Source organism: Saccharomonospora sp. NPDC046836, from assembly GCF_040645195.1.
In the GTDB taxonomy this organism is placed as follows: Bacteria; Actinomycetota; Actinomycetes; order Mycobacteriales; family Pseudonocardiaceae; genus Prauserella_A.
On record NZ_JBEYXW010000019.1, the window covers coordinates 58095 to 84026 of the forward strand.

Consider the following 25932-nt stretch of genomic DNA (forward strand, 5'->3'; position numbering starts at 1 on the left):
GAAGCATGGCTACAAGGTCTGTGAAAACAATATCGATAGTGCTACAGGGTTGTAATCGACCAAGGTGGAGGCATGGGGACCCGCGACCGTCTGCTCGCCGCCTGCACCGCTGCGCTCTGGGGCGCCAACTTCCTGGCCATCCACGCGACCTTGACACACTTTCCGCCCCTGTTCGCCGGTGCGCTGCGGTTCATCGTGATCGCGATCCCGACAATGCTGCTGGTGCCGTGGCCGAAGGTGAAGCTGCGCTGGCTGATCGGCTTCGGGCTGGGCTTCGGCACGCTGCAGTTCGCCTTCCTGTTCGTAGGCATGGACGCGGGCATGCCGACCGGGCTCGCCTCGCTGGTACTGCAGGCCTCGGCGCCGTTCACCGTGCTGCTGGGCGCGGTGTTCCTGCGCGAGCGGCTCAGCGCCTGGCAGGTCGCCGGCATCCTGCTCGCCGTCGCCGGGATGGCCGCGATCGCCTGGCAACGTGCCGAGCAGGCCGCCCTCCTGCCGGTGCTCCTCACACTGCTCGGCGCGTTGAGCTGGGCCGCAGGCAACCTCTGCTCGCGGCAGGCACAGCCGGAGAACCCACTGCATTTCACACTGTGGATGTCGGTCGTACCACCGTTGCCGATGCTCGGCCTTTCGCTGCTGTTCGAGGGCCCCGCCGCACAGTGGGAGAGCCTCAGCACGATCGGCGCGGACGGCGACTGGCTGCCGCTCGCCGGGCTCGGCTACACGGTCGTGTTCGGCACCGTGATCGGTTCCGGCATCTGGACCGTGCTGCTGCGCCGCAACCCCGCCAGCACCGTCGCGCCCTTCTCCCTGCTCGTGCCGGTGGTCGGCCTGTCTCTGGCCTTCCTCGTCCTCGACGAACGCCCCACCGTCGTGGAGATCGCCGCCAGTGTTGTGGTCGTCGGCGGCGTGCTACTCGGCTCAGTGCGCAGCGCGGCGGCTAGGTCGGCAGCGCGTCCGGATGAACCAGTTCCGGCTCCACCTCGTGCCGGGTGATCCGACCCGCCAGGATGTCCTCCGCGTGGTGGCAGGCCACCCGGTGCCCAGCGCCGATCTCCCGCAACACCGGCCGCTCCGTGGCACAGCGCGTCTCCTGCTTCCACGGGCACCTGGTGTGGAACCGGCACCCGCTCGGCGGCGCCGCAGGCGAGGGCAGGTCACCGGCGAGCAGGATCTGCTCCCTGCTGTCCTCGACCACCGGGTCCGGCACCGGAATCGCCGACAGCAGCGCCCTCGTGTACGGGTGCAGTGGCTGCTCGTACAGTTCATCCGACCCGGCCTCCTCGACCAGTGAACCGAGGTACATCACGCCGATCCGGTCGGAGATGTGCCGCACTACCGCAAGATCGTGGGCGATCACGAGGTAGGTCAGGCCGAACTCGTCCTGCAACTCCTCCAGCAGGTTGATCACCTGAGCCTGCACCGAGACGTCGAGCGCCGACACCGGCTCGTCGGCGACGATGAGATCCGGCTGCACAGCAAGCGCCCTCGCGATACCGATCCGCTGCCGCTGCCCACCAGAGAACTCGTGCGGGTACCGGCGCAGCGCGCTGGCCGGCAAGCCCACTGCCGCAAGCAGTTCCTTGAGCCTGCGATGCGTCGCGTCCTTGCCGTTGTCCAGCCCATGCGCCCGCATGCCTTCGACTAGCAGCGACTCGACCGTCTGACGCGGATCCAAACTGGACAGTGGGTCCTGGAAGACCATCTGCATGCGGCGGCGCATGGTGCGCAGCTGCTCACCCGTCAGCGTGGCGAGGTCAGTGCCGTCGAACACCGCACGCCCGCCCGTCGGCTCCACCAGCCGCAGCAGCGCCCGACCCAGGGTCGTCTTACCACAACCGGATTCGCCGACGAGACCATAGGTCTCACCCCGCCGGATTCGGAGATCGACACCGTCGACGGCGTAGACATAGCCGACCGTGCGATCCAGCAGGATTCCCCTTTTGATCGGGAAATGCACCTGCATGTCCTCGATAGTGACCAGCGCGTCGTCGCTCATCACGCTCCCTCCGCCACCGTGGTCACGGCCTGTACCGGGTTGTGGCAGCGGAGCATGCCGGCGCCGTCCGACACGAGTCCCGGTGCCGCGTGCCAGCACTGCTCCACCGAGTTCGGGCAACGGGGCGCGAACGCGCAGCCGTCCGACCACGGGATGTTGTCCACAACCGACCCACGGATCGGCACCAGCTTCTCCCCGCGCGGCGCATCGAGCCGCGGGATCGAGGCCAGCAGGCCGTGTGTGTACGGGTGGCGTGACTCGGCGAACAGTGCATGCCGCTGCGCCCGTTCCACGATCCGGCCGCCGTACATCACGTTGACCTCGTCGCACATACCGGCGACGACCCCGAGGTCATGCGTGATCATGATCAGCGCAGTGTCCGTAGTGGACACCAGCTCCGACAGGAGGCTGAGTATCTGTGCCTGGATGGTGACATCCAGCGCGGTCGTCGGCTCGTCGGCGATCAGCAGCCGAGGCCGGCAGGCCAGCGCGATCGCGATCAGCGCGCGCTGCCGCATCCCACCGGACAGCTGGTGCGGATACTCGTCGAGCCGCCGGTTCGGGTCCGGAATACCGACTCGGTTGAGTAGCTCCGCAGCCTCCACTGTGGCCTTTTTACGGGACAGTTTCCGGTGCCGCTCCAGCACTTCGGTGATCTGCAGCCCGATCGGCACGACCGGGTTGAGGGAGGAGAGCGGGTCCTGGAACACCATGCCGAGATCCCGCCCCCGCCGCTCGTCGAGCTGCCGCTGGGAGCGCCCGAGCAGCTCCTCGCCCTCGAACGTCACCGATCCGCCGACCTCCACGCCGCGGGAAGGCAGCAGGCCCATGATCGCCAGTGAGGTCACCGACTTGCCACAGCCGGACTCCCCCACCAGCCCGACCGTCTGGCCGGGCTCGACGTTAAAGCTGATCCCGTCGACTGCGATCGTCGGCCGCTCGCCCTTGCGGCGAAACGTCACCGAGAGGTCGCGTACCTCGAGTAGTGCCATGTCCCCTCACCGCCGTTGCCGTGGATCAAGCGCTTCCCGCATCGACTCGCCGACCAGCGTGAAGCCCAGCGCCACCGCGACAATGCACCCGGCGGGCCAGAACGCCAGGTGTGGCTGGCTGTCGAAGAACTCCTGCGCGTTGCCCAGCATCTGGCCCCACTCCGGAGTGGAGTCATCCGCGGCGCCCAGTCCCAGGAAAGACAAGGCGGCCGCATCGAGTATCGCCATCGCCAGCACCAAAGTGGACTGAACGATCACCGGTCCGAGAGAGTTCGGCAGAATGTGCCGGAACACGATCTCGCGGCGCTTGACACCAAGCGCCCTCGCCGCGAGCACATGATCGCTTTCCCGAACGCTCAGCATGGTGCCGCGCAGCAACCGCGCGAATATCGGAATCTGCACGATCGCCACCGCGAGAATCACCGAGAACTGCGTCTGCTGGGCGAACAACGCACCGATGGACACCGCCAGCAGCAGAGACGGTATCGACAGCAGCACGTCTACGGCCCGCATGACGACCGAGTCGACCCAGCCGCCGAACGCGCCGGCCAGCGTGCCGAGCACCAGACCGCCACCCAGTCCGATCACGGTTGCCAACAGCGCCACGAGCAGTGTCTGCTGCGAGCCGAGTAGCACGCGTGAGAACAGGTCCCGCCCGTACTGGTCACCCCCGAGCGGATGCCCTTCCTGCGGAGGCGGGAGCTGGTTGCTGGCCCGCGACACCTGACTCTCCAGCATTCGCAGCGCGGGATCGTGCGGCGCGATGAACGGCGCGATCACCGCCAGCAACACGAACAACCCGATCACGATCGCGCCGACCCAGAAGGTCGGGCTGCGCCGCAGCCGCCGCCACGCCGAGGCGGCGAGGCTGACGCCGGCGTCCTCGGCCCGGTCCGGATCGGAATCGAGATCGCGCCGCCCTGCCACGCCGGCGAGCTGATCGATCTTCGTCGCACGCGACATCATCAGCCCACCTTCTGCATAGCGCGGATACGGGGATCGATCACGGCATACGACAGGTCGACCACGAGATTCACCAGGACGTACGCCATCGCGGCAGCGATGATCACGACCTGCAGCACCGGGAAGTCCTTACGTTCGAAGCCGATCGCCAGCGCCTGGCCGATGCCCTGCCAGGCGAACACGGTCTCGGTGAGCACCGCACCGGAGAGCAGCGCACCGGTCTGTAGACCGACCGTGGTCACCACGGGAAGCATTGCGTTGCGCAGGATGTGCCGGTCACGGATGATCCGCCGGGTCAACCCCTTCGACCGCGCCGTGCGCACGTAGTCCTCGTCGAGCACGTCGATCACCGCCGCCCTGGTGATGCGGAAGATCACCGCGAAGGGGATCGAGGACAGCGCAAACGCGGGCAGCAGCAGGTGCTTCAGCGCGTCGAGCGCCGCGTCCCACTCTCTGGTGAGCAAGCCGTCCAGCACGAAGAAACCGGTGATCCGGGTGGCGTCGATGCCTGCACTCTGCCTTCCGCCCGTCGGCAGCCAGCCGAGCTCGATGGAAAGCAGGTACTTGAGCAGAAAGGCCAGGAAGAAGATCGGGATCGACATGCCGAGCATCGAGACGACGATGCCGGCGTTGTCCAGCCAGCCACCCCGGCGGCGGGCCGCAAGGTAACCGAGCGGAATCGCTGCCGCCAGCGCAATCAGGATCGCCGCGACGCCGAGCTCGATGGTCGCCGGAAACCGTTCCAGAAACAGTTCCAGCGCAGGCTTGCCCGGCGAGACCCCCGTTGAGGTACCGAAGTCACCGGTGATCGCCCTGCCGAGAAAAGCGAAGTACTGGACGAAGATCGGGTCGTTCAGACCGAGGGCCTCGGTCAGCTCGGCGCGCATTTCCGCCGTGCCGCGGTCTCCCAGGAGGGCCGAGACCGGCCCTCCTGGAAGTGCCCGCAGCCAGGCGAAGATCAGCACCGAAAGCACTAGTACAACGAGTGCGAGTTGCAGCACCCGCCGAATCGCGTATCGGAGCACAGTGCCGTTGTCAGTCGGACGACGACATACTGACGGTCGCGAACTCTTCCTTCGTCAGCGGGCTCGGGACCAGCCCCTCCACGTCGGAGGCGACCACGATCGCAGGCGGTGAGTGCGACAGCGGGATGGCAGGCAGGTACTCCGCCATCAGCTTGCGGTTGATCTCCTGGTACTTCGTCTCTCGCTGTGCGGCGTCCACAGTGGAGTCCGCGTCGACGAGAGCGTCGGCCAGCTCCTGGCCCCACGGCGAGCCGGAGGTCCAGAACTGGTTCTCGGTGGTGCCGAAGAACGTGCCGATGAAGTTGGCAGGCGAGTTGTAGTCACCGGTCCAGCCGAGCATGAACAGCTGCGCGTCGGCGACCTCCACCTGGTCGAGGTAGCCACCGGCCCAGGGCTTGCTCACCGGTGTGACGGTGATGCCCGCCTGCTCCAGGTCCTCTTGGATGGCACCGAAAATGGCCTGTGGGTTCGGCATGTAGGGACGGGTGACCTGGGTCGGCCACCACAGTTCGACGGTCAGGTCCGGGAAGCCGGCCTCGTCGAGCAGTTGCCGTGCCCGCTCGGGGTCGTGCGGGTACTCCTGGACGTCGTCGGCGTAACCGTCCACTGACGACGGATAGAATTCCTTCGCGACCTCGGAGTTCTCCGGCATGATCGCGTTCACCAGGCTCTGCCGGTCAATCGCGTAGGCCAATGCCTGGCGCACCTTGAGGTTCTGCAACGCCGGGTTGTTCCGCTGCGTGATGCCGAGATACAGGATGTTGAACGGGTCCCGGATCATCAGGTTGAAGCCGTCCTGCTGCAGCGAGTCCCAGTCCGCCGGCCCCGGAAGGTCGTAGCCGTCGATGTCACCGGCTTCGAGCGCCTGCTTGCGCGCGGTCTCATCCTCGATGACGCGGAAGATCAACCGGTCGAGCTTGGCTTTTTCGCCCCAGTAGTTGTCGTTGCGCTGCAGCTCGATGGTGCCGTTGGCCTCGTCGTAGGAGCCGAACGTGAACGGCCCCGTGCCCGTCGGGTGCGAGCGCGCGTACTCGGAGAAGACAAAACTGTCGCCCTGCGCCGTGACGTCGTCGGCCCCGAATTCATCCATCGCCTGCGGGCTCTGCATGGCGAAGGAGTCCTGGCTGAGCATGGTCGGGAAGCGGGCGGTGAAACGGGTCAGCTCCAGCACGACGGTGGTCGGGTTCTCCGCCGTGCACGACTTGTACAGCGACGGATTGGCGCCGTCGCTGAAACCGCCGAAGTTCTCGATCCAGTAGTAGGAGAGCGCGGCGGTGGCACCGGCACCGGTCTGGTTGAACATCCGCTCGAAGTTCTTGCAGACCGCGTCGGCGTTAAACGGCGTGCCGTCGTGGAAGTTCACGCCTTCCTGGAGGGTGAAGGTCCACGTCTTGCCGTCCGGGCTGGGCTCCCATGCGGTGGCCAGTTCCGGCTCCAGCTCAGCGGTACCGGGCTTGATGCCGACGAGACCTTCGAACATCTGCCGGGTCACGCGGAACGTCTCACCGTCGGATGCGAAGAACGGGTCGAAGTTCGACGGCGCACCGGCGGCGCCGAACACGAAGGTGCCGCCCTCACCACCTCCGCCATCGCCGCGGTCGGACTCGGCGCAGGCCGCCAATGACACCACGAGCGCGCCGGCGAGCCCGATCAGGGCAAACTGGCGCGGTCGGGATATCCCCAGTTGGAGCATTTCTGACACTCCTCGAAGAAACGTGCGATTCTGTCACGTCCACGCAGCGCGTGACCGCGGATGGTGGCTGACCCTAGCGGCTAACTGACCGCCCGCTTAAGTGCTGAAGGTTACGATCAGGCTACGCAGAGCAGGAAGCAGTGACGAACACGCCGTTACGACTAACACTGGGTAACAATCCACCGCTGCGCTACCGCCTTTCGTCGGTTAATGCCCGCCGATCACCACGTGCGCATTTGAGTGCGTGCGATCGACGGCGAACCAACCACGTTCGAACCGCTGCCATGCAGTGAGCTGTGGTCTGGACGACTCACCGTCACGCGCGACAGCGCGTTCCAGCCGCGCCGCGGGGCCGGGACCGGCAATCCAGCACAGCAGGGAAAGGAGGGGCCGGACCGAAGCGCGACCCGCCGAGACACCCTCGACAACCAGCACGTCCGGCACCGGCACCACGATCCGCGGACCTGGCCGCGGTTGCCCAGTGGTCCAGTCCCATTGCCGGTAGTGCCCAGGCTCGCCGCGGGCGAGCGGGTCGAGTACGCCGTCGGCCAGCCGCAGCCACCAGGCGACCGGATCGTCCCACGTGGCGAAGTGGTCGGTGCTGATGAGCGTGGTGGCGACGCCACGGGCGCGGAGCACGCCGACGACGGCCGCCGCCAGCGTCGACTTGCCGGAGCCGGACGGCCCATCGATGGCAAGCACCCTGACCCGGCCGAGCCGGGGCGGCGCCGCCAGGACGCGGTCGGCGAGCGTCACCGTGGAGACGTCAGAGGGCGCGGCGGCCGGACAGCGCGCGGCCGAGGGTCAGCTCGTCGGCGAACTCGAGGTCACCGCCCATCGGCAGACCGGACGCCAGCCGGGTGACCGTGAGCCCCGGGAAGTCTCGCAGCATCCGCACCAGGTAGGTCGCGGTGGCCTCACCCTCGGTGTTCGGGTCGGTCGCGATGATCACCTCGGACACCTCTTCGGCACCGAGTCGCGCGAGCAGCTCCCTGATGCGGAGCTGGTCGGGGCCGATGCCGGACAGCGGGTCCAGCGCACCGCCGAGTACGTGGTAGCGGCCCCGGAACTCACGGGTCCGCTCCACGGCCAGCACGTCCTTGGGTTCCTCGACCACACAAATCATCGTGGCGTCCCGCCGGACGTCCCGGCAGATACGGCACTGCTCCTGCTCGGAGACGTTGCCGCAGATGTCGCAGAAGCGCACGCCTTCCCTGACCTTGCCGAGCACCTCTTGGAGCCTGCCGATGTCGGCCGGGTCGGCGGCCAGCAGGTGGAAGGCGATGCGCTGCGCGCTCTTGGGACCGATGCCGGGCAGCCGCCCGAGCTCATCGATCAGGTCCTGAACTACGCCTTCGTACAAAGTTACTGTCCGGGCAGGCCGAGGTTGCCGAAGTCGGGCATGCCACCGCCACCGAACCCACCGGCGAGCGGGCCCAGCTTCTCCTCGGTGAGCTTCTGCGCATTGTGGGTCGCGTCGCGGACGGCGGCGATCACCAGGTCCGCGAGCGTCTCGGTGTCGTCGGGGTCCACGATCTTCGGGTCGATCACCAGGCTCTTGAGCTCGAGGCCACCGGTGACCGTGGCGGTCACCAGCCCACCGCCGGCCGTGCCGGTCACCTCAGCGGCCGCGAGTTCCTGCTGTGCCGTGACCAGTTGCTCCTGCATCTTCTGGGCCTGCTGCAGGATCTGCTGCATGTCGGGCATTCCGCCGCCGGGCTGCACCATGATTGGCCTTCCGCCTCTCGTCGAGTGCTGGATGTACCGCCCAGCCTAGTAGCCGCGTTCATGGCACCGTGTCAGCCGTGCACTCTCGCCGTGTTCTGCTGACTTTACTCGGTGTGCTGGCGCTGGCCGCCTGCTCCAGCGGCGGCACCACAGCGTCCACACCCAGCGCGCCACCCGCGACCACACCTCTGCACACCAGCACACCGCCCCGGCAGGCCGTCGTGGTGCTGGACCCGGGACACAACGGCGGCAACGCGTCCGCCGCGGCGGCCATCAACCGGCACGTGCCCGCGGGACGCGGACGGACCAAGCCGTGCAACACGACCGGCACCTCGACCGATGCCGGCTACCCCGAGCACGCGTTCAACTTCGACGTTGCGCAGCGCACCGGGCGCATCCTGTCGGCAGAGGGGATCCGCGTGGTGTTCACGCGGGACGCCGACGACGAGGTTGGCCCCTGCGTCGACGAGCGCGCGGCCATCGGCAACGCGGCGGAGGCCGACGCCGTGGTGTCCATCCACGCCGACGGTGCTGCGGCAGGCGCGCGCGGTTTCCATGTGGCCTACTCCGCGCCGCCCCTCAACACCGCGCAGGGACAACCGGCGCGCCGCCTGGCGGACGCGTTGGTGAGCGGCCTGGCGGACGCCGGGTTTCCTGTCGCCGACTACATCGGTGCGGCGGGGTTGTCCGCCCGCGACGACCTGGCCGGGCTGAACCTCTCCGAACGGCCGGCGGCGCTCGTCGAATGCGGCAACATGCGCAATGCGACGGAGGCGGCGGCCATGTCGACACCGGAGGGCCGCCAGCGCTACGCCGAAGCCATCGCAGCCGGGACCCTCGACTTCCTGGGCCGCTGAAGGCTTCTAGTCGATTGGCCGGGCGCCAAGGTGGTCGGAGAGGAGCCGGTGGGCACGAGCCTCCGGGTCCTCCTGCTGTTCAGGGGCGGGTGCGGCCGCGCTGTCGGATTCGTATGGCTCGTCCTCGTCCGGTTCCGGCGGCAACGGGATGTCCGGCTCGGTCGTGGTCGGCGCCGGCTTGCGCGGCTGCTCGCCTGCGGACGGGCGCTGGTACGACCGCTGCTGCTGCTCGGGCTGGGACTGCTGCTCCGGCGGTGGCGCCGGGTTCTGCGGCGCGGGGCGGGTAGGCGCCTTGCGGGGTGTCGCCGCCGGGGCGGCGGGAGCCTGCTGCACGGTACCGGCGGGCACGCAGCGCACCACCCACTGCCCGGAGAGGACCTGACCGAGCGCCGTCGCAACGCAGTCGGTGTTGCGTGCTTCGGCCAGCCGGCGCGCCAGCGGCTCGGATGCGTGCGTGAGCACGACCGTCGAGCCCTCGACGCTGTGGACGGTCGCTTGCGTGAGCATCGCCTCTGTGCTGCGGCTGAGCTTCCGGACGGCGGCGAGCAACTGCGGCCACAGCTGCCGCAATGCTGCGGCGTCGATCTGGCCGGGCGCACTCGCCGCCGCTTGCGGCGGATCAGCGGGCGCCTCGGGTTGGGCGGCGGGTGCGGGTGGCGGCGACTGCCGTGCCTCGGGGGCCGGCGCGGGGTCGGCTGCCGGGGCGGGCGCGGGGGTCGGTTCCGCCGGACGCCGCGACGGTCGTTCGAAGGTCCGCTCCGGCGGAGCTTGCGGCGCAGAAGCCTGCGGCGCGGAGACCGCCGGAGCCTGTTTCGCGGGGGCCGTGGCCGTGGGAGCTGCGGGCGCGGTGCCCCCGGCCGCGAGCCTGCGTTCCAGCCGTTCGAGCCGCTGCAACATCGCGGCTTCGTCGTCGGCGACCTCGGGCAGCAGCATCCGCGCGCACAGCAACTCGAGCAGCAGCCGCGGTGCCGTCGCGCCACGCATCTCGAGAAGTCCATTGTGGATGATCTCGGCGTAGCGGGTGAGCGTACCGGGCTTGAGCCGCTCCGCCTGCGCCACGAGCTGGCTCAGCTGCTCTTCCGGCACGGACACCATTCCCGAGGACGCGGCGTCGGGAACGGAGCGCAAGAGGATCAGGTCCCGCAACCGGTCCAGCAGGTCGGTCGCGAACCGACGCGGGTCGTGCCCGGCCTCGGCGAGCCGATCGACGGTGCCGAACACAGCCTTGTGGTCATCGGCTGCCAGCGCGTCGACCATCGCATCAATAAGGGCGGAGTCGGTGACACCGAGCAGCGACAGCGCCCGCTCGTAGGTGACGCCTTCCGGGCCGGCGCCGGCGAGCAGCTGGTCGAGCACCGACTGGGTGTCGCGAGCGGACCCACCGCCCGCCTTGATGACCAGCGGGTACACGGCGGGTTCCACGGCAACGCCCTCCGCGGCCACGTTGCGTTCCAGCAGCTCACGCATCGCGCTCGGCGGGATCAACCGGAACGGATAGTGATGCGTCCGCGAGCGGATGGTGGCCAGCACCTTGTCCGGCTCGGTGGTGGCGAAGATGAAGATCAGGTGTTCCGGTGGTTCCTCGACGATCTTCAGCAGGGCGTTGAAGCCCTGCGTGGTGACCATGTGCGCCTCGTCGATGATGAAGACCCGGTAGCGGGATTCAGCCGGCGCGTAGAACGCCCGGTCCCGCAGTTCCCTGGCATCGTCCACACCACCGTGGCTGGCCGCGTCGAGTTCGGTGACATCGACGCTGCCGGGGCCTTCGGGCGCGAGCGCGCGGCACGGGCCGCATTTACCGCACGGGTCCGGCGTGGGGCCTTCCACACAGTTGAGCGAGCGCGCCATGATCCGCGCGCTGGACGTCTTGCCGCAGCCGCGCGGGCCGGAGAAGAGGTACGCGTGGTTGATCCGGCCTGCCGAGAGCGCCGTGCGCAGGGGCTCGGTGACGTGCTCCTGCCCCACGACCTCGGCGAAGGTCGCCGGCCGGTACTTGCGGTACAGCGCGAGAGCCACGAGGCGAGGGTACCGGCAGGCTCCGACACTCAGACACGCGCACGGAGGCGCCATCGGGTGGGCGCCACTGGATCCCACAGCGCGCTGGTTCAAGGCCTACGCGCCCAGCGCTCGCCAGAGGCGAGGAGCTCGCACCGTGGGGGTCTGGGGGCTCGGCCCCAGGTATCACCGGGTGCCGGGCGGGGGAAGGTGACCATAGCCACCGAACAAGGGGACCCCCGCACCCGTCAGAGCCTGCTTATCCTTGCTGCCTTCCGGCCCTGGGGAGGTTCGCAGGGTGGACGCCGCGGGGGTCCGTCACACAGTCTAGGCGACCGCTCACGCGGTGCGGGAGACGGGGAGCGTCAAGGTGAACTCGGTGGCCCCCGGCATGCTGGTCACGCCCACCTCGCCGCCGTGCGCCGCCACGACGGCCTGCACGATCGCCAGGCCGAGACCGGTGCTTCCGGCAAGGCGCGAGCGCGAAACGTCGCCACGGGCGAACCGCTCGAACACCTCGGGCAGCAGGTCGGAGGGAATGCCGGGACCGTTATCCCGTACACGCAGCACCGCCATGCCCGAACGCTCGGCGAGCTCGATCGCGACCTGCGTGCCGGGCGGTGTGTGGGTGCGGGCGTTGCTGAGCAGGTTCAGCACCACCTGATGCAGTTGCTCGGCGTCACCGAGCACGATGATCGGCTCGGCCGGAGCGTCGAGCACCCAGTGGTGCCGCGGTCCGGCCACGTGCGCATCGGCCGCGGCATCGGCGACCAGCCGGGACAGGTCGACCGGTTCGTGTGGGTGCACCCGTCCCGCGTCGAGGCGCGCGAGCAGCAGCATCTCCTCGACCAGGTTGGTCATCCTGGTGGACTCCGATTCCACACGGGCGAAGGCGAACCGGACCTCACCGGGCACCGAGTCGCCGTCCCGCCGCACCAGTTCGGCGTAGCCCTTGATCGCGGTCAGCGGAGTGCGCAGCTCATGACTGGCGTCCGCGACGAAACGGCGGAGCCTGCTCTCACTCCGCTGCCGGGCATCCAGCGCGGCCGCGACGTGGTCGATCATCTGGTTGAGCGCGTTGCCGACCTTGCCCACCTCGGTGCGGGTGTCGGTGTCGGCCTCCTGCACGCGAACGGGCAGCGCCACCTCGCCTTTGTCCAGCTGCAGCTCGGCGACGTGGCTGGCGGTCGCCGCCAGCCGGTCCAGAGGACGCAGCGTACGGCGCACGGTCCACGCGCCGACCAGGCCGGTGATCGTGACGCCACAGAGCGCGACTCCGCCCAGGATCAGCCCGACGTTGCGCATCGTCTCGTCCACCGAGGCCAATGGCAGCCCGGTGACGACCGTCCTTCCGTCCCTGGTGGTCACGGCGGAGAGCCGGTAGGGACCGAACTGGCCGAGGTCACGGGTGTAGGCGCGGCCGTCGGCGGGCAGGGTGGTGAGCACGCCGTGTAGGTCGGGGGGCAACTGCTGGCGGGCCGCCGTCGGCCCGGTCAGCCGCTCGGCTCCCACCACCGTGCCGTTGGCGATGATCGCGTTGAGCGTGCCGAGGCTCTGGCCGGGCGCCCAAAGCGGGTCATGGCGCTGCCGCTGCCCGCCAGGGTGCGGCCTGTCCGGGTTGTCGGTGTACACCCGCACACGCTCGCTCGTGGCGCGTAGTTGGTCGTCCAGCCTGCCGACGAGAAAGGCGTCCAACGCGAACTCCGTGACCACGCCGATGAGCAGGCAGGCCACAGCCAGCAGGCTCACCAGCTGAGCCAGCAGCTTGCGACGCAGCGACCACGGCCTGCGTTTGCTAGGTAGTCGGCCTGAGGACATACCCCACACCGCGCATGGTGTGGATCATGGGTTTCCTTCCCACGTCGATCTTCTTTCGCAGGTAGGAAATGTAGAGCTCCACGATATTGGCCTGGCCGCCGAAGTCGTAGCTCCACACCCGGTCGAGGATCTGCGCCTTGGACAGCACCCGCTTGGGGTTGCGCATGAGGTAGCGCAACAGCTCGAATTCGGTCGCGGTCAGTGAGATCAGGTCCTCGCCGCGGCGGACCTCGCGGCTGTCCTCGTCCAGCGTCAGGTCGCCGACCACCAGCGTCGCCTCGTCGGCCACGGGCACCACCCGCGCCCTGCGCAGCAGTGCGCGCACCCGCAGCGCCAGCTCCTCGAGGCTGAACGGCTTGGTGACATAGTCGTCCCCTCCCGCGGTCAGCCCCGCGATGCGATCCTCGACCGCGTCCTTCGCCGTGAGCAGGAGGACCGGCAGCTGCGGCGACTCGGCCCGCATCCGGCGCAGCACCTCCAGCCCGTCGAGGTCGGGCAGCATCACGTCCAGCACGACCGCGTCCGGCCGGAACTCGCGGGCCTGCGCGATGGCGTTCATGCCGTCGGCGGCGGTGCGGGTGTCCCAGCCCTCCATACGCAGGGCCATCGAGACGAGCTCGGCGAGGCTCGCCTCGTCATCGACGACGAGAACCCGGACCCGTGTGCCGTCGGGACGCCACGACTCGGACTTCCGAGATTCCGACTTCAGGCTCGCCATGGTGTCAGGGTGCCCCGCGAGCGTGTGGCCAAGCTGTACTCAGCCTGTGCATTGGCTGTGAATCACAGGCTACCGATGGGCCATCCAGGGGACGCCGGTGCCCAGCGCCGCCGTTCAGGCCGGCAGGTCGAACTGCCCGGCTTTGACAGCGATCAGGAACGCCTCCCACTCCCGCGTGTTGAAGACGAAGACCGGGCTGTCGGGGAGCTTGGTGTCACGCACGCCGACCTTGTCCGCACCCAGGTTGACCTCGACACAACTGCCACCGTTCGGCTCGCTCGCGAAGGACTTCTGCCAGCCTGCGGCATCGAACATGGTCGCCGCCGTAGTCGGGTCGTAATAATCCGATCGAGTGGCGTAATCGGCCATGCCCGTACCTCCGTGCCCGGTCCCGCGAACACAGGCGGCGTGCGCGCTGAGTCACACGATCCCTGTGTCCCTCGTCGATCCGACTGATGGATGCGGCCATCCGTGCGATATCCGCTCAGTCGGGTCGACAGCATGATTAATCTGTAACTAGGATTATTCCGGAGAGCCCACGGGACGCAACTCCGGGGCGGCTCAGTGAGATATCGGCAACACACCACTGGGGGTGGAGCAACATCATGACGGTACGACTGGACGTGGAGCCGCGGGTGGCCCGACCGAGCTGTCAGGTCGAGGATGAGCAGGTTCTGGCACACCCGCAGCGGGTCCGGAGAGTCGATCTGGGTGTCGGCAGACTGTGGCCGCGGCCGCTGATGCTTCTCGAGCACCACTTCACGCGGCGTTATCCCTGCCGTGTCTGAGAATTCAACTCCGCGCGGTACTGCTCTGCCAGTTCCTTGAGGAACTGGCGCGTCTCGTGGCGCTCCAAAGCCGCGCCACGCAAGCGGTCCCACGCGTCGACGAAGATCTGGAAGTCCTTGATTTCGTCGAGGTACGTTCCGCCCGCCGAATGCTCGATGTAGACGAAGTCGCGTGTCCGGTCGGGAAAGCGCATGATCGTGAAGTCGTTCGGCACCGAGGCCAGCTTGGCGTCGAACGGCAGCACGTGAAGGTAGACCCTGGGCTGCCGCTCCAGCTCGAGCATGTGTTCCAACTGGTCGAGCATCACCGCCGGCGAGCGGCCACCCGGGGCCCTGCGCAGCGCCGACTCGCTGAGAATGAAGCGGTAGTACGGCGGCTGCGCCTGCTCGAAAACAGCCTTACGGTCGAGGCGGTTACGCACCAGCGAAGTGATGTCGGTCGCGCCGAACTCCGTGAACTGCTTGAGCATGTAATGCTCTGACTGCAATGGGCCGGGAATGCGCTCACCGTGCCACGTCATGATCTCCGCGGCGGCCGGCTCCAGGTCGGTGAAGGTCCGAAACCAGTGCGGCACAACGGATCGGTACCCCGACCAGTGCCCCCGCTGACCGGCGGCGGCCCGAGCCAGGTTCAGCAACGTGTCGGCCTCATCGCCTGCGATACCGAATGCGTCGAGCATCGCGCGGACATCGCCGAGCTTGACGCCGACCGCGCCCGATTCGATCTTGTTGACCTTGCCCTGAGTGCAGCCGAGGATCTCGGCCACCTGTTGCTGTGTGAGGCCCGCCGAAGTACGCGCGTGCCGCAGCTCGTTACCGAGCTGCTTTCTTCGGGAAGTGACGGTACTGGCCATGGCTCCTCGACGTTACCTGTTTTACCTGCCAACAAGAAATCGCCGCTCCGGCGTAATGTGCAACATATGACGAAGAAGGCGAGCATTGGCGTGACCGGACTCGCGGTGATGGGCCGCAATCTGGCACGCAATCTGGCGCGGCACGGGCACACGGTGGCGCTGCACAACCGGTCCGACCAACGCACGCGCGACCTGGTCGATCAGTTCGGTTCGGAAGGTGACTTCATCCCTTCCTACTCCGCCAGGGAGTTCGTCGAGGCGCTCGACCGCCCGCGGCAGGTGGTCGTGATGGTCAAAGCGGGCCAGCCGACCGACGCGGTGATCGAGGAGTTCGCCCCGCTGCTCGAACCCGGCGATGTGATCGTGGACGCGGGCAACGCGCACTTCGCCGACACCCGGCGCCGCGAGGCAGCTCTGCGGGAGCGCGGTTTGCACTTCGTCGGTGTCGGAGTCTCCGGTGGCGAGGAGGGCGCGCTGCACGGGCCCAGCATCATGCCCGGTGGTTCAGTGGAGTCCTACCGCTCGCTCGGCCCGCTGCTCGAAGACATCGCGGCGAAGGTCGACGGCACGCCGTGCTGCGCCCACATCGGACCGGACGGCGCGGGACATTTCGTCAAAATGGTCCACAACGGCATCGAGTACTCCGACATGCAGCTGATCGCCGAGTCGTTCGATCTGCTCCGTGGCGCGCTCGGCTACGAGCCGGCGCAGATCGCCGAGGTCTTCCGCACGTGGAACACCGGGCGGCTCGAGTCCTACCTCATCGAGATCACAGCCGAGGTGCTCGCGCACATCGACGCCACGACGGGCAAACCGTTCGTCGACATCGTCGCCGACCAGGCCGAGCAGAAGGGCACCGGCCGCTGGACGGTCCAAATCGGACTCGACCTCGGCATCCCGATCAGTGGGATCGCCGAGGCGACGTTCGCCAGGTCGCTGTCCGGCCACACCGACCTGCGGGCCTCGGCGAGGGGCCTGGCCGGACCGGTGCGGGCGCCACTGTCCGGCAGCGCTGCAGAGCAGTTCGCCGACGACGTCGAGCATGCGCTGTACGCGTCGAAGGTGGTCGCGTATGCGCAGGGCTTCAACCAGATCCAGGCGGGCAGCACCGAGTACGGCTGGAACATCGACCTCGGCTCCGTCGCTTCGTTGTGGCGCGGCGGGTGCATCATCCGCGCGAGGTTCCTGGATGACATCCGGGCGGCATTCGAGGCGGCGCCCGGCCTGCCGACGCTGCTCACCAGCGGCGACTTCCGCAAGGCGGTCGAGGACGCGCAGGACGCCTGGCGCTCGGTGGTGTCCGCGGCGATCCGGCTCGGCATTCCGACGCCGGGCTTCTCGACCGCGCTCGCCTACTACGACGCGTTGCGTGCCGACCGGCTGCCTGCCGCGCTCATCCAGGGGCAGCGGGACTTCTTCGGCGCGCACACCTATCGGCGCGTTGACGCCGAAGGCAGCTTCCACACCGAGTGGGCGACCGACCAGCGCCCGGAGCACCCCGCCTGAGCCCCTTGGCCGGGGCCGTGGCCCCGGCCAAGGGGTTCTCACTCGTAGGGCAGGCCTACGTAGTTCTCGGCCAAGCTGGTGGCGGCTGCCGAGGAGGAAGCCGTGTAGCGCAGCTGGGACAGCTGCAACCGGTTCTGGAACTCGTCGGCGTTCGGGTCGCGGTGCAGCATCGAGGTCATGTACCAGGAGAAGTGCTCGGCCCGCCACACCCGGCGCAGGCATCTGTCCGAATAGGACGCCGCGAGCTCGCCGTCCTTGTGCCGCAACAGCGCCGTGAGCGCACGGGACAGGTTGCGCACATCGGCGACGGCGAGGTTCATCCCCTTCGCCCCGGTCGGGGGGACGATGTGTGCGGCGTCGCCTGCGAGGAAGAGCCTGCCGTACTGCATGGGCTCCACGACGAAACTGCGCATCGGTGTGATGCCCTTCTCCAGAACGGGTCCCTCGTGCAGGGTGAAGCCCTCCTTCGTCTCCAGCCGCAGCTGCAGCTCCGACCAGATCCGGTCGTCGGACCAGTCCTCGATGCGCTCGGCCGGATCCACCTGCAGGTAGAGCCGGGTGATCTCCGGTGAGCGCATGCTGTGCAGTGCGAACCCGCGGTCGTGCCGGGTGTAGATCAGCTCCTCGTGCGACGGTGGTGTCCTGGCCAGCACACCGAGCCAGGCGAACGGGTACTCGTGGTCGAACACAGTCAGCTCACCGTCCGGAATGGACGGCCGACTCACGCCATGAAAGCCGTCGCAGCCGGCGATCACTGCACAGCGCAGCTCACGGGCAGTACCCGCGGCGTCGCGGTAGGTGATCCATGGCGACTCGGTGCGCAGCCCGTGTAACTCCACATCGGACACGTCGAACTCGATCGGCATGCCCTTGTCGACGTGCGCGGCGATCAGGTCCTTCACTATCTCCTGCTGGCCGTACACCGTGATGGAGGATCCGGTCAGCTCGGTGAGCGCGATGCGGTGGTCGGCACCGTCGAAGCGTAGCGATAAACCGTGGTGCGGCAAGCCTTCTACGGCCAGGCGCGAGCCGACGCCGATCTCGCGCAGCAGTTCGACGGTCGGCTGCTCGCATACCCCCGCACGCACACGCTTCTCGACGTACTCCCGGCTGCGTGCTTCGAGCACGACCGCGTCGATCCCCTCGAGCCGGAGCAGGTAGGACAGGAGCAGGCCGGCCGGTCCGGCTCCGATGATGCCAACCTGCGTGTCCGTCACCGGGCCCTCCATCTCGTCAACGGCGTTGTCGCCAACAGAGTGCGCTCGCCGAACCTGCCCCGCCCAGACCGGCTTCCATTCAACGGAAGCCATTCCTGCGACGACTCACAGCGTCTCGCGGCGCGCGTCGGCCGAGACCCGCCCGGCACGCGGTGCACCGAGGGCACGGGAAATACCCCTGGCCGCGGCACGCACGGCGGGCACGAGCGTGCGCGGATCGGTCGACCGCACCGGGACGACGACGGACAGCGCGGCGACCACCGCGTCCCCGTCGCCGTACACGGGTGCCGCCACGGACACGACGTCCGGTTCGATCTGCCCATCGCTGATCACGTAGCCATCACGCCGCACGTTGGCCAGCACCCGGCGTAGCTGTGTCCCCGAGGAGATCGTCTTCGGCGAGTAGCGCCGCAGCGGCGTGGCCAGTACCTCCTCCTGGGTCACCGGCGGCGAGAACGCCAGCAGTACCAGGCCCACCCCCGTCGCGTGGACGGGGAGCCTGCCACCGACGCGGGACTGGATCTTGATCGCGTGACGAGCGGAGATGCGCTCGATGTACACCACTTCGGCTGCATCGAGCACGGCGAGTTGGACGTGCTGGTGCGTTGCCTCGTACAGGTCCTCCAGGAACGGCATCGCGTTCTCCCGCAGCCCCGCCCCGTGCGGAGCGAGCGAGGCGACCTCCCACAGCCACAGCCCGACCCGGTAACCGCCGTCGGAATCCCGCTCCAGCGCACCCCGCGCGGTCAGCTCGCCCACCAGCCGGTGAGTGGTGGACAGCGGCAGGCCGGCGCGTCTGCTCAGCTCGGACAGGGTCAGGACGGGGTGGTCGGCGCTGAACGCCCCGAGCACGTTGAGCACGCGCGCCGCCACCGACGGTGCCACCTCTGCGTTGTGCCGCACCCATCCAGCCAACGTCACAGGGGACGAACTTCGCAACCTCCCGCCAAAGAGTGCGGCCAGGCAGCGGATTGACTAGTTTTGCGCACGAAGGACCGGCTGACCAGAACGGAGCACCCTGTGGCGCAGGCGCTGTCCGGCACCGCGCTGCGCCGGCTCCGCCCCACCTGGCGGCACCCTGCCCGCGTCGTGGTGCTCGGCTTCGCCGCGGTGGTCGCGGTGGGCACCGTCCTGTTGTCCCTGCCGATCGCCACGACCTCGGGTGAACGGGCCGACCTCGTCTCCGCCCTGTTCACGGCGACATCGGCGACCTGCGTGACGGGCCTCGCGGTGGTCGACACGCCGACCCACTGGTCCGCCTTCGGTGAGATCGTCATCCTCGGCCTCATCCAGGTGGGCGGTCTGGGCATCATGACCCTCGCCTCATTGCTCGGGCTGCTCGTCGCCCGGCGCTTCGGCCTGCGGATGCAGCTCACCGCGCAGGCCGAGACGAAGGCGCTCGACCTTGGCGACGTCCGCAAGGTGGTGCGCGGCGTGCTCCTGGTGACCCTGGTCTTCGAGGCCGCCACCGCCGCCGTCCTGGCGGCGCGGTTCGCCACGGGCTACGGCTACGACTGGCCGCGGGCCGTCTACCACGGGGTATTCCACGCCGTCTCGGCATTCAACAACGCCGGTTTCGCGCTCTACACCGACAACCTGATCGGCTTCGCCACCGACGCGTGGATCTGCGTACCGATCGCGATCGCCGTGCTCGCGGGCGGGCTCGGCTTCCCGGTGTGGCTGGAGATCTGGCGTCGTCGGCGTGGGCGGCAGCGCTGGTCGGTGCACGCCAAGATCACGTTGATCACCAGCGGCATCCTGCTCGTGGTCGGCTTCGTGGTGATCACGATCGCGGAGTGGAACAACCCCGAGACGCTCGGCCAGTTCGGTCCCGGCGGCAAACTGCTGGCGGGGTTCTTCCACGGCGTCATGCCACGCACGGCCGGGTTCAACAGCCTCGACATGGGCGAGTTCGAATCGGGCACACTGCTGATCAACAACATCCTGATGTTCATCGGCGGAGGCAGCGCGAGCACCGCGGGCGGCATCAAGGTGACCACGTTCGCCCTGCTGGCTTTCGTGATCTACGCCGAGATCCGCGCCGAACCCTCGGTGCACGTGATGGGCCGCAAGGTGCCCGCGTCGGTGCAGCGGCAGGCGCTGGCCGTCGTGCTGCTCAGCGTGGGTGCCGTCATGGCGGGCACACTCGCGCTGCTCACGCTCACCCAGTTCCGGCTCGAGGTCGTCCTGTTCGAGTCGATCTCGGCCTTTGCCACCGTCGGCCTGTCCACCGGGATCACCGCTGATGTCGGTGCGGCCGGGCACCTCGTGCTCGTGCTGTTGATGTTCCTCGGCAGAGTCGGACCGATCACCCTGGCCTCGGCGCTCGCCCTGCGCGAGCGCTCGCGGCGCTACGACCTACCTGAGGAAAGGCCGATCGTTGGGTAACCGCAACAGCGAATACCGCGTCGTCGTCATCGGGCTCGGCCGGTTCGGCAGTTCGCTGGCCATCGAGCTCGTCAACAGCGGCTGTGAGGTGCTCGGCATCGACAGCGACCCGAAACTCGTCCAGCGCTACGCCGACGAGCTCACACACGCGGCGATCGCCGACACCACCGACGCCGAGGCGCTGACCCAGCTGGGCGTGCCCGAGTTCGAACGTGCCGTGGTGGGTATCGGAAGCGACATCGAGGCCAGCATCCTGTCGACCTCGGTGCTCGCCGACTTCGGCATCCCGCACATCTGGGCGAAGGCGATCAGCAGGCAGCACGGCCGCATCCTCGAACGCGTCGGTGCCCACCACGTCGTGCTGCCCGAACACGACATGGGTGAGCGAGTGGCGCACCTGGTGACCGGCCGGATGCTGGACTACATCGAGTTCGAGGACGACTACGCGATCGTCAAGACGACGGCGCCCACCGAGGCGGTGGGCAAGTCACTGAGCGAGGCGAAGCTGCGTAACAAGTACGGCGTCACCGTCGTCGGGATCGGGCGGCCGGGCGCCGGGTTCACCTACGCGACGCCGGAGACCGTCATCGCCCGGCGGGACATCCTCGTGGTCGCAGGCCGCCGCGACGAGGTGGAGATGTTCGCCGACCTGACGTGAGCGAGGTACCTAACCCCACACCGCGGCAGCGGTTTCCACGATGCGCTCGAGCTTGCGGATCTCCTGGTCCTCGGTGAGGTCGTTGCCTTCCTCGGTGGAGGAGAAGCCGCACTGCGGCGACAGACACAGCTGGTCGAGGTCGACATAGCGCGCCGCCTGCTCGATCCGCCGCTGCAACGACTCCATCGACTCCAGCTCGCCGCGTTTGGTGGTCACCAGCCCCAGCACGACGTACTTGCCCTTCGGCACGAAACGCAGCGGCTCGAAGCTGCCCGAGCGCTCGTCGTCGAACTCCAGGAAGTAACCGTCCACGTCGAGCTCGTTGAACAGCGCTTCCGCCACGAAGTCGTAGCTGCCTTCAGCTGCCCACGACGAGCGGTAGTTGCCCCGGCACAGGTGCGTGGTGATGGTCATCCCGGCCGGTTTGGCCGCGATGGCCGCGTTCATCGTCTTGATGTTACGCAGGTGCAGTGTCTCGGGGTCGCCACCCATCCTGGCGACGACCTCGCGCTGGTTCGGATCGTTGAGGTAGGCCAGGCTGGTGTCGTCGAGCTGCAGGTAGGTGCAGCCCAGCTCGCCGACGCCCCTGACCTGCGCCGCGTAGGCGGCGGCGAGGTCGGTGAAGAACTCCTCGAGATCCGGGTACACGGTCTCGTCCACCGCCGCCCTGCCGCCGCGGTAGTAGACCATGCTCGGCGACGGGATGGTCAGCTTCGGCGTCACCCCGGGGTCCACAATGGACTTCAGGTAGCCGAAGTGGTCGCCGAAGATCGGCGTGCTGAGGCCGACCTTGCCGCCGACCTGCAACCCCGGCGGGCTGAACTCCAGATCCCCTGCCGCATTGTGGAACTTGACGTGCAGGCGTTCGTCGCTCTTCGAGACACCATCGAGCTGGTAGATGAAGTCCATGTGCCAGGAGGCGCGGCGGAACTCGCCATCCGTCGCTGAGCGAAGACCGGCCTTGCGCTGCAGCTCCACCACGGCGCGGATGGCGTCGTCTTCTACTGCTCTGAGCTGCTCGACGGTGATCTCGCCCCGCGCGGCCCGGTCCCTCGCTTCGTGCAGCTGGGGCGGCCGCAGCAGGCTACCTACGTGGTCGGCGCGGAACGGCGGTGTCGAACGCTGACTCATTACGGAATCTTCACACGTGGTACGACCTCGGGACAACCACTTGAAGCGGCTGTCCCGATAGGACTTCACGCCGAGCGGGTTACCTGACCGGGTCCACCGGGTATCCCGCACGTATGTTGAGTTCGATCGCACGCGGCATCGCGGCGGGCGCGGCCGGGATCACCGCTCTCAACGCCGCCTCTTACATCGACATGACCCTGCGTGGCCGCAGTGCCAGCGACACCCCGGAGCAGACGGTCGAGAGGCTGGCGCGGACCGCGCATGTGACCGTTCCCGGCGATGAGCAGGCACGACGGAACAGGCTGACCGGGCTCGGTGCGCTGCTGGGGATGATCACCGGCACCGCGGTGGGAGCGGGATACGGCGCACTCCACGGATTCGGCTGGCGACCTCCGGTCGCCGTCGGCGGGCTCGTCGCCACCGGCGCCGCGATGGCTGCCACCACCGGGCCGCTGGCGGCACTGGGAGTGTCGGACCCGCGCACCTGGAGCGCCACTGACTGGCTGAGTGACGTCCTGCCGCACCTCGCCTTCGGCATGGTCACTGCTGCCACGTTCGACGCCATGCGCCCTCGCAGGCGCGCCCGCCGCCGGTTCCCCGTTGCGCTGCGGTGCTGAGCGCAGAGGGGAACACTGAAGTTCCGGTGTCCTGCCGTCCCACTCACTGGAGGCACCCGATGACCCAGGCTCACGACGTCGACCCGACGTTCTACCGAACCCCCGCCGACGCGATCGCGGCGCCACCGGAACGGCTCGCCTACGTTGTGGCGTTCGATCGCAAAGCCGAACAGCCCGATGCCCTCATCGTCGTCGACACCGACCCGGATTCGTCGACGTTCGGCGAGGTGGTGGGCTGGGCGGACCTGCCGACGCGCGGCGACGAGCTGCACCACTTCGGCTGGAACGCGTGCAGTAGCGCCTTCGCACACGCCGGTCACCACACCGATGGCCTGCGCCGCCGCTACCTGCTGCTGCCCGGGCTCCGCTCGTCGAACATCCACGTCTACGACACCTACCCGGACCCGCGGGAGCCAAGGCTCGTGCGGACCATCGAGGCCGGCGAGCTGGCCGCCAAGGCGGGCTACTCGCGACCGCACACCCTGCACTGCGGACCGGACGGCATCTTCGTCTCCTGCCTCGGCGGCGCGGCCGGGGCCGAGGGGCCGGGCGGCATCGCGCTGCTCGACCACGACACGTTCGAGGTGCTGCGGGCGTGGGAGACCGACCGCGGTCCGCAGTACTTCGCCTACGACGCGTGGTGGCATCTCAACCAGAACACCGCGATCACGTCCGAATGGGGCACGCCCTCGATGATCGAGGACGGCATCGACCCGAAGCTGCTGCTCGGCAACGCCTACGGCCACGCACTGCACTTCTGGGACCTGAAGCAGGGCAGGCATCTGCAGCGGGTGGACCTCGGCTCGCAACACCAGATGGTGCTGGAGCTGCGGCCGTCCCACGATCCCGAGGCGACCTGGGGATTCGCCGGCGTCGTCGTCAGCACCGAGGACCTGTCGGCATCGGTGTGGCGCTGGCACCGCGACGGCGGCACCTGGCGCGCCGACAAGGTGATCACCATTCCCGCCGAGCCTGCCGATCCGGCGGACCTGCCACCGGCGCTGAAGCCGTTCGAGGCCGTGCCGCCGCTGGTCACCGACATCAACCTCAGCGTCGACGACCGGTTCCTGTACGTCTCGTGCTGGGGTACCGGCGAGCTGAAGCAGTACGACGTCAGCGATCCCGCGCGGCCGAGGGAAACCGGCTCGGTGCGGCTCGGCGGCATCACCGGCCGCGTCGCCCATCCGTCAGCGCCGCAGGAGCCGCTGGCCGGCGGGTCGCAAATGGTGGAGGTGAGCCGGGACGGGCGGCGGATCTACGTGACCAACTCGCTGTACGGGTCGTGGGACGACCAGTTCTACCCGGATGGCGTCGGCGCGTGGTTCGCCAAGTTCGACACCGATCCCGGCAAAGGTGGCGGCCTGACGATCGACGACCGGTTCTTCCCGCACCGCGCGGACTTCCGCGGCCTGCGGCCACATCAGGTGCGCCTGCAGGGCGGGGACGCGTCGTCCGACTCCTACTGCTTCCGCTGACCAGCAGGCGTGGCAGCCGGGGACCGACCAAGATGGACACATGCTGGCCGACATCTTCCCGCTGGTCGCGCTGCGGCTCACCACACCACGGCTCGAGCTGCGCCTACCGGCGCCGGAGGAGCTGGCCGAGCTGGGCCGGCTTGCGGCGAACGGCGTGCACGATCCGGCGGTGATGCCGTTCACCGTGCCGTGGACCGACCAGCCGCCCGCCGACATCGCCCGATCCGTTGTGCAGCACCACTGGCTGCGGCTCGGCGACTGGTCGCCGGAGGACTGGGCTCTCAACCTCGCCGTGTTCCGCGACGGCACGGTGGTGGGACAGCAGTCACTCAGTGCACGGGATTTCGCCGTCACCCGAGAGGTCGGTACCGGATCGTGGCTGGGAAAGGCCCATCAGGGCCAGGGCATCGGTACCGAGATGCGGGCCGCCGTGCTGGAGCTGGCGTTCACCGGGCTGGGTGCCGAGGAGGCGGTGTCCGCCGCGTTCGCCGACAACACCGCGTCACAGACGGTGTCCCGCGAACTCGGCTACCGCGCCGACGGCACTGGCCGGCGCGTGGTCCGCGGCGCGCTCGCGATCGAGCGGCGGCTGCGCCTGACCCGCGCGGACTGGCTGCGGCACCGCCGGGTGCGGGTCGGCATCGACAGCCTGCCGCCATGTCTGCCACTACTGGGAATCGCTGCAGCTCAGACCCCATAACCGCTGGTCATAACGGCATCCTGTACCCTCTCCCACGGAGGATTGGCCGAGCGGCCTAAGGCGCACGATTGGAAATCGTGTTGGGTGTTAAAGCCCTCACGGGTTCGAATCCCGTATCCTCCGCCGCCGAAGCAGAACGCCGGAACCCGTTATTGGGTCCGGCGTTCTGTCGTAGGCGGGCGCGCAGAGTAATCAGCAGCTTCCCCCCACCGTCATCTGTCCGGAGTCGATCGGTCACGCTAGGTTTGAACCGATTGACCCGACTTCCCCAAGGAGTCCGTTCCATGCCCGGAGTGGAAGAGATCCGCGCGGGGATCGCCCTCGCGAACGAGAAGGCTTCCGCTAGCATCGCCGCCCTGCAGCAGGCCGCCCAGTCACTCGAAGAAGCGCAGCAGACACTGTCGATGGCGACGTCCGGCAGCACACAACAAGAGGTGAACCAGGCACACGGCCTGCTCGCCGAGGCACTGCAAGGAATCAACGGCACCCAGAGCACCATCCAGGCGTGCATTTCCTCCGCCGAGAGCTACTCCGCGCGGCTGTAGCCGATGTCCTTCGACCAGCTGCGCCAGTCGCTCGCCGCGGTCCACAGCGGGCTCACCGACGCCCGCGCGCACACCGAAAGGGCCCGGGAACTGCTGGAGGAATACCAGCGGGTCATCGTCGACGCACAGGTCCAAGCCGAGCCGTGGCTGCCGCCGCAACTCGCCCGCGCGCTCGAACAGCTCGAGAGCCAGCTCACCTGCCTCGCGGGCGCGGGTGGGCTGCTCACCACCTACGAGGCCAGGCTGTAGGGCAGGGTAGGCAGGA

26 protein-coding genes, 1 tRNA gene and 1 other RNA gene are annotated in these 25932 nt (G+C 68.4%); 11 read left to right on the forward strand and 17 right to left on the reverse strand.

The window, feature by feature from the left end:
• Nucleotides 1–72 precede the first annotated feature (72 nt).
• Nucleotides 73–996, forward strand: a complete 924-nt coding sequence (locus ABZ863_RS21440; protein WP_358538335.1) for an EamA family transporter — start codon at nucleotides 73–75, stop codon at nucleotides 994–996.
• Here the strand turns inward: ABZ863_RS21440 and ABZ863_RS21445 are convergent.
• From ABZ863_RS21445 to ABZ863_RS21480, 8 genes are all read right to left on the reverse strand, one after another.
• Nucleotides 941–1999 carry an oligopeptide/dipeptide ABC transporter ATP-binding protein gene (locus tag ABZ863_RS21445; protein ID WP_358538337.1) on the reverse strand — a complete coding sequence of 353 codons (1059 nt, stop codon included), beginning with the start codon at nucleotides 1997–1999 and terminating at the stop codon, nucleotides 941–943. The genes ABZ863_RS21440 and ABZ863_RS21445 overlap by 56 nt on opposite strands.
• A complete protein-coding gene (locus tag ABZ863_RS21450; RefSeq protein ID WP_358538340.1) occupies nucleotides 1999–2991 on the reverse strand; it encodes an ABC transporter ATP-binding protein in 993 nt (330 codons plus the stop codon). Before ABZ863_RS21450 ends, ABZ863_RS21445 begins: the two co-directional genes overlap by 1 nt.
• A gap of 6 nt (nucleotides 2992–2997) precedes the next feature.
• Entirely contained in the window at nucleotides 2998–3957 is a 960-nt protein-coding gene (locus ABZ863_RS21455; RefSeq protein ID WP_358538342.1) for an ABC transporter permease, read from the reverse strand.
• Nucleotides 3957–4979, reverse strand: a complete 1023-nt coding sequence (locus ABZ863_RS21460) for an ABC transporter permease (protein WP_358538344.1) — start codon at nucleotides 4977–4979, stop codon at nucleotides 3957–3959. The genes ABZ863_RS21455 and ABZ863_RS21460 overlap by 1 nt, the downstream gene beginning before the upstream one ends.
• Before the next feature lie 10 nt (nucleotides 4980–4989).
• Nucleotides 4990–6672, reverse strand: coding sequence for an ABC transporter substrate-binding protein (locus tag ABZ863_RS21465; protein ID WP_358538347.1), 1683 nt, complete (start codon nucleotides 6670–6672; stop codon nucleotides 4990–4992).
• Nucleotides 6673–6879: 207 nt separating this feature from the next.
• On the reverse strand, nucleotides 6880–7428 hold the full coding sequence (locus ABZ863_RS21470; protein WP_358538350.1) for a uridine kinase: 549 nt from the start codon (nucleotides 7426–7428) through the stop codon (nucleotides 6880–6882).
• Nucleotides 7429–7438: 10 nt separating this feature from the next.
• Complete coding sequence (recR, locus tag ABZ863_RS21475; RefSeq protein WP_358538353.1) at nucleotides 7439–8035, reverse strand: recombination mediator RecR; 597 nt, start codon at nucleotides 8033–8035, stop codon at nucleotides 7439–7441.
• Nucleotides 8036–8037: 2 nt separating this feature from the next.
• Entirely contained in the window at nucleotides 8038–8400 is a 363-nt protein-coding gene (locus tag ABZ863_RS21480; RefSeq protein ID WP_358538355.1) for a YbaB/EbfC family nucleoid-associated protein, read from the reverse strand.
• Nucleotides 8401–8588: 188 nt separating this feature from the next.
• On the opposite strand from ABZ863_RS21480, the gene ABZ863_RS21485 reads away from it, so the two are divergent.
• Entirely contained in the window at nucleotides 8589–9257 is a 669-nt protein-coding gene (locus tag ABZ863_RS21485; RefSeq protein ID WP_358538497.1) for an N-acetylmuramoyl-L-alanine amidase, read from the forward strand.
• Between the two features lie 6 nt (nucleotides 9258–9263).
• Here ABZ863_RS21485 and ABZ863_RS21490 read toward each other — a convergent pair whose 3' ends face one another.
• The 6 genes from ABZ863_RS21490 to ABZ863_RS21515 all read right to left on the reverse strand — a co-directional run bounded on the left by ABZ863_RS21490 (nucleotide 9264) and on the right by ABZ863_RS21515 (nucleotide 15430).
• Complete coding sequence (locus ABZ863_RS21490) at nucleotides 9264–11273, reverse strand: DNA polymerase III subunit gamma and tau (RefSeq protein WP_358538357.1); 2010 nt, start codon at nucleotides 11271–11273, stop codon at nucleotides 9264–9266.
• 202 nt (nucleotides 11274–11475) lie between these two features.
• Nucleotides 11476–11574: signal recognition particle sRNA small type (gene ffs / locus ABZ863_RS21495), an RNA gene on the reverse strand.
• Nucleotides 11575–11591: 17 nt separating this feature from the next.
• Nucleotides 11592–13070: an ATP-binding protein gene (locus tag ABZ863_RS21500; RefSeq protein WP_358538360.1), complete on the reverse strand. Its 1479-nt coding sequence runs from the start codon at nucleotides 13068–13070 to the stop codon at nucleotides 11592–11594.
• Nucleotides 13048–13788, reverse strand: a complete 741-nt coding sequence (locus ABZ863_RS21505) for a response regulator transcription factor (RefSeq protein WP_358538363.1) — start codon at nucleotides 13786–13788, stop codon at nucleotides 13048–13050. Before ABZ863_RS21505 ends, ABZ863_RS21500 begins: the two co-directional genes overlap by 23 nt.
• A 114-nt stretch (nucleotides 13789–13902) precedes the next feature.
• Nucleotides 13903–14157, reverse strand: coding sequence for a DUF397 domain-containing protein (locus tag ABZ863_RS21510; RefSeq protein ID WP_358538366.1), 255 nt, complete (start codon nucleotides 14155–14157; stop codon nucleotides 13903–13905).
• 400 nt (nucleotides 14158–14557) lie between these two features.
• Nucleotides 14558–15430, reverse strand: coding sequence for a helix-turn-helix transcriptional regulator (locus ABZ863_RS21515; RefSeq protein ID WP_358538368.1), 873 nt, complete (start codon nucleotides 15428–15430; stop codon nucleotides 14558–14560).
• Between the two features lie 66 nt (nucleotides 15431–15496).
• Here ABZ863_RS21515 and gndA point away from each other — a divergent pair, with 66 nt between their 5' ends.
• Nucleotides 15497–16936, forward strand: a complete 1440-nt coding sequence (gene gndA / locus ABZ863_RS21520; protein ID WP_358538371.1) for an NADP-dependent phosphogluconate dehydrogenase — start codon at nucleotides 15497–15499, stop codon at nucleotides 16934–16936.
• 38 nt (nucleotides 16937–16974) lie between these two features.
• Here gndA and ABZ863_RS21525 read toward each other — a convergent pair whose 3' ends face one another.
• Nucleotides 16975–18153, reverse strand: a complete 1179-nt coding sequence (locus tag ABZ863_RS21525) for a 4-hydroxybenzoate 3-monooxygenase (protein ID WP_358538374.1) — start codon at nucleotides 18151–18153, stop codon at nucleotides 16975–16977.
• 105 nt (nucleotides 18154–18258) lie between these two features.
• Nucleotides 18259–19056 carry an IclR family transcriptional regulator gene (locus tag ABZ863_RS21530; protein WP_358538377.1) on the reverse strand — a complete coding sequence of 266 codons (798 nt, stop codon included), beginning with the start codon at nucleotides 19054–19056 and terminating at the stop codon, nucleotides 18259–18261.
• Nucleotides 19057–19242: 186 nt separating this feature from the next.
• Between ABZ863_RS21530 and ABZ863_RS21535 the strand changes: the two genes are divergently transcribed.
• On the forward strand, nucleotides 19243–20541 hold the full coding sequence (locus tag ABZ863_RS21535; protein ID WP_358538500.1) for a potassium transporter TrkG: 1299 nt from the start codon (nucleotides 19243–19245) through the stop codon (nucleotides 20539–20541).
• Entirely contained in the window at nucleotides 20534–21199 is a 666-nt protein-coding gene (locus tag ABZ863_RS21540; protein WP_358538380.1) for a TrkA family potassium uptake protein, read from the forward strand. Before ABZ863_RS21535 ends, ABZ863_RS21540 begins: the two co-directional genes overlap by 8 nt.
• Before the next feature lie 9 nt (nucleotides 21200–21208).
• Here ABZ863_RS21540 and ABZ863_RS21545 read toward each other — a convergent pair whose 3' ends face one another.
• A complete protein-coding gene (locus tag ABZ863_RS21545; protein WP_358538383.1) occupies nucleotides 21209–22330 on the reverse strand; it encodes a 5-methyltetrahydropteroyltriglutamate--homocysteine S-methyltransferase in 1122 nt (373 codons plus the stop codon).
• A gap of 113 nt (nucleotides 22331–22443) precedes the next feature.
• Between ABZ863_RS21545 and ABZ863_RS21550 the strand changes: the two genes are divergently transcribed.
• The 6 genes from ABZ863_RS21550 to ABZ863_RS21575 all read left to right on the forward strand — a co-directional run bounded on the left by ABZ863_RS21550 (nucleotide 22444) and on the right by ABZ863_RS21575 (nucleotide 25916).
• The gene (locus ABZ863_RS21550; RefSeq protein WP_358538386.1) at nucleotides 22444–22947 is read left to right on the forward strand and encodes a hypothetical protein; all 504 of its coding nucleotides are present in this window, start codon (nucleotides 22444–22446) and stop codon (nucleotides 22945–22947) included.
• 59 nt (nucleotides 22948–23006) lie between these two features.
• Complete coding sequence (locus ABZ863_RS21555) at nucleotides 23007–24422, forward strand: selenium-binding protein SBP56-related protein (RefSeq protein WP_358538389.1); 1416 nt, start codon at nucleotides 23007–23009, stop codon at nucleotides 24420–24422.
• A 40-nt stretch (nucleotides 24423–24462) separates the two neighbouring features.
• Complete coding sequence (locus ABZ863_RS21560) at nucleotides 24463–25122, forward strand: GNAT family N-acetyltransferase (protein WP_358538392.1); 660 nt, start codon at nucleotides 24463–24465, stop codon at nucleotides 25120–25122.
• Nucleotides 25123–25158: 36 nt separating this feature from the next.
• Nucleotides 25159–25245, forward strand: a tRNA-Ser gene (locus ABZ863_RS21565).
• 161 nt (nucleotides 25246–25406) lie between these two features.
• Nucleotides 25407–25667 (forward strand): hypothetical protein, encoded by a 261-nt coding sequence (locus ABZ863_RS21570; protein ID WP_358538394.1) that lies wholly within the window; start codon nucleotides 25407–25409, stop codon nucleotides 25665–25667.
• Between the two features lie 3 nt (nucleotides 25668–25670).
• Entirely contained in the window at nucleotides 25671–25916 is a 246-nt protein-coding gene (locus ABZ863_RS21575; RefSeq protein ID WP_358538396.1) for a hypothetical protein, read from the forward strand.
• Nucleotides 25917–25932 lie beyond the last annotated feature (16 nt).

Bases quoted from the DNA above. Each gene is read 5' to 3' on its own strand.
- ABZ863_RS21550 (WP_358538386.1), top strand. From the start codon at position 22,444: ATGTTGAGTTCGATCGCACGCGGCATCGCGGCGGGCGCGGCCGGGATC.
- ABZ863_RS21450 (WP_358538340.1), bottom strand. From the start codon at position 2,991: ATGGCACTACTCGAGGTACGCGACCTCTCGGTGACGTTTCGCCGCAAG.
- ABZ863_RS21465 (WP_358538347.1), bottom strand. From the start codon at position 6,672: ATGCTCCAACTGGGGATATCCCGACCGCGCCAGTTTGCCCTGATCGGG.
- ABZ863_RS21480 (WP_358538355.1), bottom strand. From the start codon at position 8,400: ATGGTGCAGCCCGGCGGCGGAATGCCCGACATGCAGCAGATCCTGCAG.
- ABZ863_RS21575 (WP_358538396.1), top strand. From the start codon at position 25,671: ATGTCCTTCGACCAGCTGCGCCAGTCGCTCGCCGCGGTCCACAGCGGG.
- ABZ863_RS21500 (WP_358538360.1), bottom strand. From the start codon at position 13,070: ATGTCCTCAGGCCGACTACCTAGCAAACGCAGGCCGTGGTCGCTGCGT.
- ABZ863_RS21570 (WP_358538394.1), top strand. From the start codon at position 25,407: ATGCCCGGAGTGGAAGAGATCCGCGCGGGGATCGCCCTCGCGAACGAG.
- ABZ863_RS21445 (WP_358538337.1), bottom strand. From the start codon at position 1,999: ATGAGCGACGACGCGCTGGTCACTATCGAGGACATGCAGGTGCATTTC.
- ABZ863_RS21505 (WP_358538363.1), bottom strand. From the start codon at position 13,788: ATGGCGAGCCTGAAGTCGGAATCTCGGAAGTCCGAGTCGTGGCGTCCC.
- ABZ863_RS21440 (WP_358538335.1), top strand. From the start codon at position 73: ATGGGGACCCGCGACCGTCTGCTCGCCGCCTGCACCGCTGCGCTCTGG.
- gndA (WP_358538371.1), top strand. From the start codon at position 15,497: ATGACGAAGAAGGCGAGCATTGGCGTGACCGGACTCGCGGTGATGGGC.
- ABZ863_RS21545 (WP_358538383.1), bottom strand. From the start codon at position 22,330: ATGAGTCAGCGTTCGACACCGCCGTTCCGCGCCGACCACGTAGGTAGC.
- ABZ863_RS21555 (WP_358538389.1), top strand. From the start codon at position 23,007: ATGACCCAGGCTCACGACGTCGACCCGACGTTCTACCGAACCCCCGCC.
- ABZ863_RS21560 (WP_358538392.1), top strand. From the start codon at position 24,463: ATGCTGGCCGACATCTTCCCGCTGGTCGCGCTGCGGCTCACCACACCA.
- ABZ863_RS21455 (WP_358538342.1), bottom strand. From the start codon at position 3,957: ATGATGTCGCGTGCGACGAAGATCGATCAGCTCGCCGGCGTGGCAGGG.
- ABZ863_RS21515 (WP_358538368.1), bottom strand. From the start codon at position 15,430: ATGGCCAGTACCGTCACTTCCCGAAGAAAGCAGCTCGGTAACGAGCTG.
- ABZ863_RS21510 (WP_358538366.1), bottom strand. From the start codon at position 14,157: ATGGCCGATTACGCCACTCGATCGGATTATTACGACCCGACTACGGCG.